Genomic DNA, 12,141 nt, shown 5'->3' with positions numbered 1-12,141 from the left:
ATTGCTGCTGACCCTTACGCCTAAGTCTTCAGCGGTTTTAACCTCTAGGGGCTTTTTCTTGGCCTTCATGATATTCGGCAAGGATGCGTAGCGGGGTTCGTTCAAGCGCAGATCAGTGGTCACGACGGCTGGCAGTGTCAGTTTCAGTGTTTGCAAACCACCGTCCACTTCACGTGTCACCAGCAGATGCTCCCCTTCAACCTTAACTTCTGAAGCAAAGGTGGCCTGTGGGCGGTTCAGTAAGGCCGCCAGCATTTGGCCGGTCTGGTTGTTGTCAGAATCGATGGCTTGCTTGCCCAATAGAATCAGACCGGGCTGTTCAGTTTCCGCGACCTTAGCAAGGATACGCGCAACCGATAGCGCATCGGGGCTGTCTGGAGCTTCAACCTGAACAGCACGATCCGCGCCCAGCGCCAAGGCGGTGCGCAGTTGCTCTTGGCAGGCTTTGCCACCAATGGAGACCACCACCACTTCCGAAGCAACGCCCTGTTCTTTTAAACGCACGGCTTCTTCAACCGCGATTTCACAGAAGGGATTGAGGGCCATTTTGACATTGGCCAGATCCACGTCTGAGCGGTCGGCCTTTACACGGACTTTCACGTTATAGTCGATAACGCGTTTTACGGCGACGAGTAGTTTCATCACAACTCCTATTCTTGTTGTTCTATATGACTAACAATACTAGTCGAGATACAGATTTCCTCAATAACAAAAACCACCCATATCCATGACAAAATACATCAGCTGTATCTTTTTTCTATCACAATCGTCTGCAATCAAGGTCAAGAACAGCGTTTAATCAGATTAGCAGATGTACGAGATACTGAGGCTTGGCTCAGGCCAGTTTATACTGGCCCAAGCGCACACCATGGTAAGGATGAGGAAAGAATAGTGTACAGGGGGAGGCAATCAAGCAACGGCGGCTTTCTTTGACATAAACGTCGCAAATGCGGCCTGGGCTTCGCTTGATGATAGGCGGGCGGCAAATGCCTTAACCTCCTCCGTCAAAACCCCCGCTAACTGAGTTGAGAGATATCCTTTCATCATCGCCTTGCTTTGGCGAACAGCTTCGGGGCCCATCTCACTCAATATCTGGGCTTTGTCTAATGCGAAAGACAATAACGCATCTGCGGGAACGACTTGATTAATCAAGCCCACCTGCGCGGCTTTTTCAGCAGAGAAGGCCTCACCCAACACAAGCAGTTCAAATGCTTGGCGATGCCCTAGATGCATGGGCATCAACAAGCTTGTTCCACCTTCAGGGACAAGTCCCATGCGTGTAAAAGGCAGCTGAAAACGTGCAGTGTCATCGGCGTAGACCAAATCACAATGCAGCAGCATTGAGGTGCCTATGCCTATGGCAACACCCTTGACAGCCGCCACCAAAGGTTTCGGAAATGTCGATACTGCTTGCAAAAAATGCAAGGGTATTGAGATTCGATCAGGGTCTTGTACGGCTGCGACAAATCCTGCGATGTCATTGCCCGCACTGAAATCAGTCCCCTGACCTGCAATCACGACAACATGCACATCGTCTGCCTCCGCAGCGTCATTGAGCGCCTGCGTCATTTGTTCATACATTTCTTGCGTCAATGCATTTTTCTTTTCAGGTCGGTTAAACGTCAGCAACAACACCTTCCCTTTTTGTTCTTTTAAAATAGGGTTCTGTGACATCATCTGATTATTGATCCTGTCTTTCTGTCAATTGTTGATGGGGAACGAATAAATGGGGTTGATACTTAGCAATGGCCGGCGAAAACTCAGCCCAAGTATGGCAGGTATTGAGCATCCCTTTGGCACCTGTCTTGGCTTGTGACTCAGAGGCCTTTGGCCAAAGCGTTTGCACGGCGGTTGTCGTCAAAGGCTTTAACAACTCATTCAGATGAGTACAGCCTTCAACACCACCTGTCAGTTCTTGTGCTTGCTTATGCCAGCCACGTCCAATCCGAGTTCCTTCTAAACGCTTATAATGGCCAACGATGCCAGGACACATCTGAAAAGGCGTTGCGTCCATACTGGCCTCAACCTGATGAATCAGAAAGCTCTGATCAATCGTCAAGCGCATACGTATGTCATGGAAGGGTTCACCCGCCGCCACATAGCCACCCCGCTCTTGGTTCTCGACATTGTCACTTTTTACATCGACCATTCGTCCTTCAATATCCCAGAGCCCGTCATCCCGTTCATAGCCTTCACAAACAATCGTGCGACGGTGACTTAAGCGTCTTTTAACGGGCTTGGACAATGGCATGTTTATTCTCCTGGCATGGCTCTAGGCCGCTTGATCTGATTTAAATTGCTCTTTTAGTTGCCGACGCAACACTTTGCCAACGTTCGTCTTCGGAAGCTCACTGACATACACGATGTCTTTGGGAATTTTATAACGCGTCAATTGATCCTTAGACCATTCTTTGAGCTCTTTCACGCTGGGCTTAATCTCGGGATCTTTTGCCACCGCAAAGAGCCTGACCGACTCACCACTGTGTTCATCCGGCATCGAGACGGCCGCACACTCCAAAATATCAGGATGCAGTGAAAACACATCTTCAATTTCATTTGGATACACGTTAAAACCCGATACAAGAATCATATCTTTGGCTCGATCAACAATACGTAAAAACCCTTCAGAATCACGTACAGCTATGTCTCCTGTCATGAAGTAGCCGTCATCTGTAAAACTGGCTTCCGTTTCACGTTCGCGCTGCCAATAGCCTACCATTACTTGAGGACCTTTAACACAGAGCTCACCTATTTCACCATCAGGAAGATGCTCTCCATCCGGATTTACAATTATCACCTCTGTATGTTTTAGCGGCTGACCTATCGTGCCTAAACGGATATCACGTGGAGAGTTAATCGACACGGCTGGTGAGGTTTCCGTTAAACCATACCCTTCCATGATTTGACTGCCTGTGATGCTTTTCCACATTTCAGCGGCTTTTAAGGTTAATGCACAGCCTCCGGAAATCGTAATTTTAAACTGGCTAAAGTCGACATCTTTAAATTCAGGCTTGTTGCAAAGCCCGATAAACAAGGTGTTTAAGCCCATAAAAGCCGAGGTTTTCCACTTTTTCATCTCTTTAATGAACCCGTCTAGGTCACGTGGGTTCGCAATAAGTACGCTATGACCACCGCAGTCCATAATGATCAGAGACAAGGTAAAGGCATAGATGTGATAGAGAGGCAAAGGCGCAATCGCCGTATCTGCCCACCCCGCGGGTGCCTGATTAATAAGATGATGCCCCTGCACCATGTTTGATACTAGGTTTCCGTGACTTAACACAGCCCCTTTTGATAACCCTGTGGTCCCGCCTGTGTACTGCAAAACCGCAATATCAGCGGTTTTGACCTCGACTGGAGTGGGATGCTGCCCCACATAACGTGATAGCACATCACGCAGCTCAAGGGCGTTAGGTATATTGAAAGGCGGCTCAGCTTTTTTGACATACTTTACAACGCTGTTCAATAAACACCGCTTAAAGAACCCATGCAAATCACCAATTTGAGTGACAAAAACATGCTTTATTTGAGTATTGTGCAGAATTTTCTCTGCGTTACTGGCCATGTTTTTAAAAATCACTAGGGCTTTAGCACCGGAATCGTTGAATTGGTGCTCCATTTCTCGAGGGGTATAAAGAGGGTTTGTGTTTACAATCACCAAACCGGCTTTAATTGCACCAAACAAAACGACTGGGTATTGAATCAGGTTAGGCAATTGTATCGCGATACGATCACCGGGCTGTAAGTCTGTTTCTTTTTGGAGATACACGGCAAACGCATCAGCATACTGCTTCAATTCTTGATAAGACAGAGTTTTACCAAAACTGGTAAAGGCCGGCTTCTGTGCGTATTTTTTACAGGTGTGTTCAAACACTTCGTTAATGTTGGTATAGCCCGAAGGATTTAAATCGCTTGGAATGGTCGTCCCACGCTGTATGTCCATAAGAAGATCCTGACTTTTATTGTTATCTTGAAACAACGTCTATCTAACAGATAAAGGCGCGAGTTCATCTCTCTAGAAACAAACCCACGCCATTAATACCCTTACGCGACTGGAAAAATAGACGTTAAGCGAGTAGCTAGCATGATATCGCCATCGGCTTTGATACGCCCAGTCATGAAGGCCTGCATACCATCTGTTTCGCCATTCATCACTTCCTCTAGGGTATCCGACGCCATGGTCAAGGTAACACTGGGATCATCATGTTCACCTTGAGCAATCTGACATACGCCTTCGGATATCGCAACAAACCATGGCTCACCATCTTCAATTTGATATTGAAACACGGCCTCTAAAGAGCCTGCAGCTTGCGCATTAAAACGATCACCCATTGCTGTAAAAATTGCATTTAAATCTGCCATGCTTCCACCTTCATTCGATTGTTTTTTAGATGTGTATCGTTTCGCATTAAGACTTAAGGCAGCCGACAACACTTTTTGACCTGCTTTTGTTCTGAGCAACTTTTTCATCGCACAATGCTCGACTTAAAAAATAAAGTGTTCAGAATCTAATGCCAACAAATTATCTGCACCGGACAACATGACATCGGCATGCATTTTTGTTCTTGGCAATAAACGATCATAATAGAAACGAGCGGTTGCCAATTTAGCTTTATAGAAGGCTTCTTCAGATGTCCCTGCAGCCAACGCATTTTGTGCCACTTCAACCTGACGCGCCCAGAGCCATGCCAGCGTGATGTACCCTGAATACATGAGGTAATCCATCGCGGCCGCACCGACTTCCTCACGGTTCTGCATTGCTTTCATGCCCACTTTCAGCGTCAATTCGCCCCACTCTTTGTTCAGTCCAGCTAGGGTTTTAGTGTACGGCTCCATCGCCGCATTGCCCTCGTGTGCCTGACAGAACTTGTGGATCATTTTGGTAAAGCGCTTGAGCAACTCACCCTGACTCATCAGAATTTTACGACCCAACAAGTCCAATGCCTGGATTTGTGAAGTTCCTTCATAGAGCATTGAAATGCGGCAATCGCGGACATTTTGCTCCATGCCCCACTCGGCAATATAACCATGACCGCCAAAAACCTGCAAACCATGATTTGCAGACTCAAAGCCCACTTCGGTCAAAAAGGCTTTTGCAATTGGCGTAAGCAACGACAATAAATCTTCGGCCTCTTGTTTTTCCTCTGCGGACGCTGACAGCGCCGAACGGTCCACCTGTTGAGCCGCAAAGTAAATAAGGGCACGTCCACCCTCAGCAAAGGCTTTTTGTGTGAGCAGCATGTTGCGCACAGCAGGGTGCACAATAATGGGATCGGCTGCACCATCTGGATTTTTAACGCCGCTCAACGCACGCATTTGCAGACGGTCTTTTGCATATACCAATGAGTTTTGGAAGCCCCACTCAGCATGAGCAAGACCTTGCAGCGCGGTGCCAATTCGAGCCGTGTTCATAAAGGTAAACATACAGTTCAACCCTTTATTGGCAGGACCTATCAGGAAGCCCGTCGCGCCATCAAAGTTCATAACGCAGGTTGAGTTGCCATGAATACCCATCTTATGCTCAATAGAGCCGCACTTCAGCGCATTGCGCTCGCCCGCTTCGCCCGCTGCATTTGGCAAGAACTTAGGCACAATAAACAATGAAATGCCTTTGGTGCCCGCAGGTGCATCAGGTAAGCGAGCCAGCACGATGTGAACAATATTGTCTGTTAAGTCATGCTCACCGGCTGAAATAAAAATCTTTGTTCCGGTAATTTTGTAGGTACCATCGGCTTGAGGCTCAGCCTTGGTTCTTAACATACCCAAATCTGTTCCGCAGTGAGGCTCGGTCAGACACATGGTCCCCGTCCACTCACCAGAGACAAGCTTGGTTAGATAGGTTTGTTTTTGCTCTTCTGTACCATGCGCATCCAGTGTATTCATCGCGCCATGACTCAGCCCTGGGTACATACTCCAAGCCCAGTTAGCGGTGCCGACCATCTCGTTAATGACAATACCCAAGGATTCCGGCAGACCCTGCCCACCCCATTCAGGATCGTGCGCCAGCGATGGCCAACCACCCTCAACAAAAGCAGAGTAAGCTTCTTTAAAGCCAGTCGGTGTTTTAACTTCACCATCCTGAAATTGACACCCTTCTTGATCACCCACTTGGTTTAAAGGTGACAACACCCGCTCAGCGAATTTTGCACCCTCTTCCAAAATTGCCGACACCATATCCGGTGTTGCTTCTTCGCAACCGGGTAATTGTTGATAATGCGCGTCCATATGTAGCACTTCATTTAACACGAACTGCATGTCGCGCAAAGGAGCCTTGTATTCAGCCATGATTTGCAACCTCACTTTTATCGTTATTGTGTACGTCTGTACTTGGTATTAAGCATGGACGAATTATCCAAAAGTACCAATAACAAAAGCTGCCAGATTTAGTGACAAATATGCTCTAAGCCTGGCTTGGGTTTAACTCATGTGTTGAATAAAGGCCCTAATATTGGAGTTAGTATTGTGAAAGGACGGTATCTATACGTGACAAAAAAGGGCGAACCTGCTGTTTGTCGGAATCAGATACCTGTGCAAACGCACGTACAATTAACATGGCTTGCTCAACCTGCTGACGTATTTCAGGCGGCAACATCTGTAGCATTTGAGGATTGACACTGTCAAACTCAGCGGCCATAGCAAACATCTCGGGGCTCTCAGATTCCGCTTTTAATGCACCGTAGGCTAGAATAATTCGGTCTCCGACCTCAGCCCAACGCTCTGCGCTGGTAAAGCTGTGCTGACGCGTAATCTGAGTTAACTCTTGATAAGCACTCGGCTCTTCTTGACTAAGTAGGGCAACACCCTGCTGGTGAGGATTGAAGTTTTGTCCTATCTCAGGAGTCACCTCTTTAAGCCACGCATCTCCTTTACCTTGATTTTCCAATTTGCGCCCTAGCGCTTCCACTTTCGGCAAACTATTGAGATAGGCGTCAATTGACTGAGGATCTAAGGTGGTCATTTGCGCCGATGCCGACCCAAACGCCAAAAGCATGCATACCGCAAACGCACTGACTAGCCACTGTTTCATGTTCCACTCCTTGATAATTTTGATCTTAGGATGGAAGTGTAACAGGCCGAACTCCCCTTTGGACAGGTGCCATCCTTGGCAATTTACACGCGTATTTATCGTGGCGAGTCGTAGACCTCAGGCCCAGAGGTCAAGGCTGGATGCGGCTTTAACAACGCCGTCAAAGCGGGCAGCAGGATAAGCGCACCCAGCATATTCCATAAGAACATAAAGGTGAGCAGAATCCCCATATCGGCTTGGAATTTAATCGGTGAGAACACCCAAAGCACCACCCCAATCGCCAGCGTTAGCCCAGTAAAGGCCACGGGCTTTCCAGTGGTCTTCAAGGTCTCGAAATACGCATCTGTTAAATTCATGCCATTCGCTAGGTAACTGCTAAGGCGCGAATAAATATAGATGCCATAATCAACGCCTATACCGACCCCCAAAGCAATCACAGGCAAGGTTGCCACCTTAACGCCAATTCCAAGCTGTGCCATTAAGGCCTGACAAAGCAGCGAGGTGAGGGCTAAAGGCAATATAATGCACAATACGGTCTTAACCGAACGGAATGTCAGCAAACACAAAAGACTGACAACACCATAGACCCAAGCCAACATCTCATACTGTGCACGGGCGATAACTTGATTGGTGGCCGCTTCAAAACCTGCATTTCCTGCCGCCAAAACATATTGAAGTGACTCATCATTATAGGTGTCTGCAAACGCCTGTGCGGCAGCACTCACCTCCTGCAAGGTATGGGCTTTGTGATCATCCAAGAAAATAATCACGGGCAGCAATGAACAATCGGCATTCATCAGACCACCGGGCACGTAGGCCAAGGACGCATTAATCACAAATTGATTACGACTCACGGAGCGCCATTTCGGATTTCCTTCATTCAAACCAGAGGTAATCCGCTTTGACAAATCGGCCAAAGAGATACTGGACTGTACACCCGGAACAGATTGCATATGGTGCTGGAAACGCTCGACAGAAGACAAGGTTTCAAAACGACTGCACTGCTCAGGCGCAGTAACCGCCATGACGACAAACACATCGCTTGAGGTCGAGTAGTTATCGGTAATGAAGGCATTATCGAGATTATAACGAGAGTCTGCCCGCAACTCTGGTGCACCTTTATCTAGATCACCAATCTGAAGATCTCGAGCGGCATAAAGCCCGACTACTGTCATAACCACTGCAACACTTAACGCCAACACAGCACCTTTTCGAGTGGTAAACCACGTCAACACTCTCCAACGCTCAGCCCCCTTATCAGACTGTTGTTGGGCATATTCAATCGCGCGATCCCCCACTCCTACATAGGACATCAACAAGGGCAACAGCAATAAGTTGGTCAAAATAATGACGGCAACACCCAAGGATGCAGCAACGGCCAGCTCCTGTATCACCTGAATATCAATGACCATCAAGGTAAAGAAGCCAATGCCGTCGGAAACCAGCGCCGTTAAGCCAGGAATGTATAGAATTCGGAATGCGCTGCGTGCCGCATGCCATTTGTCTGGGTTTTTAAGACTTTCTAAACGTATGGAGTTGACGATCTGCACACCATGACTCACGGCAATGGCAAACACCAAAAACGGAACCAGCATGGAATACGGGTCGATGCCGTACCCTAAGGCATTCAGTAGACCCAACTGCCAAATAACGGCAATTAACGAGCAAATCAACGGAACGATGGTGCCGTTAATGCTTCTCGAATAGAGGTAAAGTAACACCAAGGTAATCACTATCGCCAAGGCAAAAAACACCGCAACCTGATACGCTCCCTCAATCAAGTCACCGACAATTTTGGCAAAGCCAGTGATATGTATCGTCACCTGCTCCGTCTGATATTGGTCTCTAACAAGCGTTTCTAAACGTTCAGACAGCGCTCGATAATCCAGACGGTCACCGCTTTCAGGATCAAAATCAAACAGTGGCACCTCAACAATCGCTGAACGGAAATCGTTGGCAACCAAACGACCCACTTGCCCTGAGCGCAACACATTTAGCCGTAGTTCTTGCAGACTTTCGAGAGAACCGTCGTAATCCGGCGGGATAACTGGACCACCGACAAATCCTTCCTCTGTCACTTCCGTCCAACGCACATTGGGCGTCCAAATGGACTGAAGCGCTGCTCGGTCTACACCTGGAATGAAAAAGAGTTCGTCTGTCACACGCTGCAATACAGACTGGAATTCCGCATCAAAGATATCCCCCTGCTGATTGGCAACCGCCACGCGTACGCTATTCCCAAGACCCGACAAATCGTCTTGATAGGTTAAGTAATTTTCAACATAGGGATGACTTGCAGGTATCATTTTTACGAAACTGGCATCCGGCCGAATCTGAATGGCTTGCCAGGTCAAGATCAGAGTAATCAATGCAAACACAAACAGGACTTTTAAACGGTGATGGAATAGCACCCGCTCAGCCAACTGTTCAGACCCTTTAATAGGCAACAAAAGCACGTCTGTAAAACGACTCATTGTGCTAACTCCTTAGCGCGATTCGACAAAAACACCCCCTGCTCACCCACAAGAATCCACCCTTGCTCAGTAGCAATAACCGAATTGAAATGTCGACGAGTATTTAAAGGCTGCGTAAGTAATTGATTTGAGTCCGGTCCCAACAAAAGCGTGCCACCCAGCCCCGTGATCGCTAAAAGACCCGAATGGCTCTGTGCTCCAAGGAAACTGACCGTCGGCTCGACGTGCACAGGATGCCATTCGTAGCCTGCGTCAAGACTGCGGAATAAATTCCCCCTGAGCCCTAAAGCCAGCAATTCATCCTGATGCTGAGCCAAGGCAAAAAAAGACCCATCATAAGGAGAAGGCAAACTCTGCATGATTGGCCCTGATCGTAGGACTTCAACAGCAACCCTGCCTCCCCTGCTATGTACAATTGATCATCCGCTTGCAGCAAAGCATTTAAATGCAGTCGATCAGGATTCGGCAAGCGATCCGCAAAAGACGTCCAAGTCTGGCCACCATCGACAGTGGATAACGCCAAACCATAGGCACCGACAACAACCCCTGTTTGTGATGAGGTAAATAGAACATCAAGCAAAGGGTTCACTGGGCCTTCTTCCATTGCCACTTCGGCATCTTCCAGATCAAATTCGGCGTCTTCGATATCCATGGCATCAGCATAGGCGTCGGCTTGCAATGACTCGAGCTTGCTCTGAGCATCCTCAACCAATAGGGCATTGATCGTATGCCCATCTAAGACTTTCTCCCAAGTTAACCCAGCATCTTTCGAGGTCAACAACACACCGTCGTGTCCGGTGACCCACCCTTGATCCTCTTGGAAAAACACCGCTGTTAGCAACGTACTGACAGGGCTGCTCACCTGCTGCCAATCACGCCCTTCATTAACGGAGATTAAAATGACGCCCAAATCGCCAACGGCCACTAGATTCTCTCCAGAGCGCGCAATATCAAGCAACATAACGCTCTTGGCGGCATCGGAGTGCGATGCAGGCTGCTCAAGACGGTCGGGCAAACCCGCTTGAGAAGAAAAAGGCAGCAACCCAAATAGACTGCTGGCCATAACGAACGCGCATAATGTATGTTTGGTCATCTGATTGTTCTTGTTGTTCAGATTGGAAAAACGAGCCTATTCGACTCGCTCAAATAAAGCGGCGATTCCTTGCCCACCACCGATGCACATGGTCACAACAGCATAACGTCCTTTAATCCGCTGCAACTCATACAACGCCTTAACCGTAATGACGGCCCCTGTCGCACCAATTGGGTGTCCCAGAGAAATCCCACTGCCGTTTGGGTTAACACGCTCGTTCGGGAGATTTAAATCCCGGACAACAGCCAGCGCCTGCGCGGCAAAGGCTTCATTAATCTCCCAAAGGTCGATGTCTCCAACCTCTAGCTCAGTGTTATCCAGCAGCTTTTTCACCGCAGGAACAGGGCCTATGCCCATATACTTAGGCTCAACACCAGCAAAGGCATAGGAAACGAGTCGAGCGATTGGCTTCAATCCTGAACGCTCAACCTCGGCTGAAGTTGCTAAGACCAGCGCGGCAGCTGCATCATTCAAACCCGATGCATTACCAGCCGTCACGCTGCCATCTTTTTTAAAGACAGGCTTTAGCTTCGCCATATCCTCTAGCGTGCAATTCATCCGGATATGTTCATCCTGATCAAAGACAACATCGCCTTTGCGTCCTTTAATAAGGATGGGCAGAATCTGCTCGTTAAAGTGTCCCGCTTCAACGGCCGCTTGTGCACGCTGATGGCTTTGCATGGCCAGCAAATCTTGATCTTCGCGACTGATGTTCCACTTTTCAGCAATATTTTCAGCGGTTATGCCCATGTGAACGTTTTCAATCGGACAGGTGAGCGCACCGACCATCGAGTCCAACACCGCGCCATCACCCATACGCTGTCCCCAGCGCGCAGCCGGCATCCAATAATTGGTTCGGCTCATGGACTCGGCACCACCTGCAACGGCCGCTTGGCAGACGCCTAACTCAAGTTGCTGTGCCGCTGAGATGATGGCTTGCAAACCACTGCCACATAGACGGTTGACAGTGAGTGCAGGGGTTGTTGCTGGTAAACCACCCAGCAAGGCCGCCACACGTGCCATATACAAATCACGGCGTTCGGTTGGCACAACATTTCCAAAAACACTGTGGCCTATGTGCTCCGGTTCAATACCAGCACGGGCAATCGCCTCCGCAACCACTTTTCCCGCTAACTCAACCGGTGCTTGGTCTTTCAACCCACCACCAAACGCACCGATTGCCGTTCTGACGGCTGAGACGACATAAATATCCTGCTTCGCCATAACATTACCTTTTTATTTTCTGTAAAACTGACGGCTAATTTGGCTATTAGCATCCCTTGACGCAGCGTTTGCTGCAATAACAGAAGACTCCAGTATAGATGACAATATAGTTCAGCATCAGATGAAGATAGTACCTTTTTTAGGCGTTTTACAGTCAAAGTGATCTGATCCGACATCCCCGCCTCGATTAAAAAACCTGAATTCATGTTTTCATTGACTTCTGGGTAAGTTTTCGACCCGCCATTTCCTGCAAAAAGCGACGATTGTTGCCTTCGCGTAACATCTGCTGATAGCCGATCGCTACTCCGTTTTGCAACCTCACC

At 48.3% G+C, this 12,141-nt stretch carries 11 protein-coding genes; all 11 read right to left on the bottom strand.

Annotated features, from left to right (window positions below; all coding sequences use genetic code 11):
- Positions 1-642: electron transfer flavoprotein subunit beta/FixA family protein (locus D791_RS18120; RefSeq protein ID WP_036514769.1), on the bottom strand; the 642-nt coding region annotated here is incomplete at its 3' end.
- Between the two features lie 267 nt (positions 643-909).
- Positions 910-1,677 (bottom strand): enoyl-CoA hydratase-related protein, encoded by a 768-nt coding sequence (locus D791_RS18115; RefSeq protein WP_237748710.1) that lies wholly within the window; start codon positions 1,675-1,677, stop codon positions 910-912.
- A gap of 4 nt (positions 1,678-1,681) precedes the next feature.
- Positions 1,682-2,251: a DUF2889 domain-containing protein gene (locus tag D791_RS18110; RefSeq protein ID WP_036514767.1), complete on the bottom strand. Its 570-nt coding sequence runs from the start codon at positions 2,249-2,251 to the stop codon at positions 1,682-1,684.
- A 21-nt stretch (positions 2,252-2,272) separates the two neighbouring features.
- On the bottom strand, positions 2,273-3,943 hold the full coding sequence (locus tag D791_RS18105; RefSeq protein WP_036514765.1) for an AMP-binding protein: 1,671 nt from the start codon (positions 3,941-3,943) through the stop codon (positions 2,273-2,275).
- Between the two features lie 101 nt (positions 3,944-4,044).
- Positions 4,045-4,470 (bottom strand): SCP2 sterol-binding domain-containing protein, encoded by a 426-nt coding sequence (locus D791_RS18100; RefSeq protein WP_337588690.1) that lies wholly within the window; start codon positions 4,468-4,470, stop codon positions 4,045-4,047.
- Between the two features lie 15 nt (positions 4,471-4,485).
- Positions 4,486-6,285, bottom strand: coding sequence for an acyl-CoA dehydrogenase C-terminal domain-containing protein (locus tag D791_RS18095; RefSeq protein WP_036514763.1), 1,800 nt, complete (start codon positions 6,283-6,285; stop codon positions 4,486-4,488).
- A 169-nt stretch (positions 6,286-6,454) separates the two neighbouring features.
- Positions 6,455-7,027 carry a hypothetical protein gene (locus D791_RS18090; protein ID WP_036514761.1) on the bottom strand — a complete coding sequence of 191 codons (573 nt, stop codon included), beginning with the start codon at positions 7,025-7,027 and terminating at the stop codon, positions 6,455-6,457.
- A 95-nt stretch (positions 7,028-7,122) separates the two neighbouring features.
- Positions 7,123-9,501, bottom strand: coding sequence for an efflux RND transporter permease subunit (locus D791_RS18085; protein ID WP_051514680.1), 2,379 nt, complete (start codon positions 9,499-9,501; stop codon positions 7,123-7,125).
- Positions 9,498-9,818 carry a hypothetical protein gene (locus D791_RS19370; RefSeq protein ID WP_157682427.1) on the bottom strand — a complete coding sequence of 107 codons (321 nt, stop codon included), beginning with the start codon at positions 9,816-9,818 and terminating at the stop codon, positions 9,498-9,500. The genes D791_RS18085 and D791_RS19370 overlap by 4 nt, the downstream gene beginning before the upstream one ends.
- Positions 9,785-10,594: a WD40/YVTN/BNR-like repeat-containing protein gene (locus D791_RS18080; protein WP_081763952.1), complete on the bottom strand. Its 810-nt coding sequence runs from the start codon at positions 10,592-10,594 to the stop codon at positions 9,785-9,787. The genes D791_RS19370 and D791_RS18080 overlap by 34 nt, the downstream gene beginning before the upstream one ends.
- Before the next feature lie 36 nt (positions 10,595-10,630).
- A complete protein-coding gene (locus D791_RS18075) occupies positions 10,631-11,818 on the bottom strand; it encodes an acetyl-CoA C-acyltransferase family protein (RefSeq protein ID WP_036514758.1) in 1,188 nt (395 codons plus the stop codon).
- Between the last annotated feature and the right edge of the window lie 323 nt (positions 11,819-12,141).

The sequence above is a fragment of the Nitrincola nitratireducens genome (genome assembly GCF_000585235.1).
Lineage (GTDB): Bacteria > Pseudomonadota > Gammaproteobacteria > Pseudomonadales > Balneatricaceae > Nitrincola > Nitrincola alkalisediminis.
Note: the sequence above shows the minus strand (reverse complement) of the source record. Positions and strands in the feature narration are given on the sequence as shown.

Bases quoted from the DNA above. Each gene is read 5' to 3' on its own strand.
- D791_RS18115 (WP_237748710.1), bottom strand. From the start codon at position 1,677: ATGATGTCACAGAACCCTATTTTAAAAGAACAAAAAGGGAAGGTGTTG.
- D791_RS18110 (WP_036514767.1), bottom strand. From the start codon at position 2,251: ATGCCATTGTCCAAGCCCGTTAAAAGACGCTTAAGTCACCGTCGCACG.
- D791_RS18105 (WP_036514765.1), bottom strand. From the start codon at position 3,943: ATGGACATACAGCGTGGGACGACCATTCCAAGCGATTTAAATCCTTCG.
- D791_RS18100 (WP_337588690.1), bottom strand. From the start codon at position 4,470: ATGAAAAAGTTGCTCAGAACAAAAGCAGGTCAAAAAGTGTTGTCGGCT.
- D791_RS18095 (WP_036514763.1), bottom strand. From the start codon at position 6,285: ATGGCTGAATACAAGGCTCCTTTGCGCGACATGCAGTTCGTGTTAAAT.
- D791_RS18090 (WP_036514761.1), bottom strand. From the start codon at position 7,027: ATGAAACAGTGGCTAGTCAGTGCGTTTGCGGTATGCATGCTTTTGGCG.
- D791_RS18085 (WP_051514680.1), bottom strand. From the start codon at position 9,501: ATGAGTCGTTTTACAGACGTGCTTTTGTTGCCTATTAAAGGGTCTGAA.
- D791_RS18080 (WP_081763952.1), bottom strand. From the start codon at position 10,594: ATGACCAAACATACATTATGCGCGTTCGTTATGGCCAGCAGTCTATTT.
- D791_RS18075 (WP_036514758.1), bottom strand. From the start codon at position 11,818: ATGGCGAAGCAGGATATTTATGTCGTCTCAGCCGTCAGAACGGCAATC.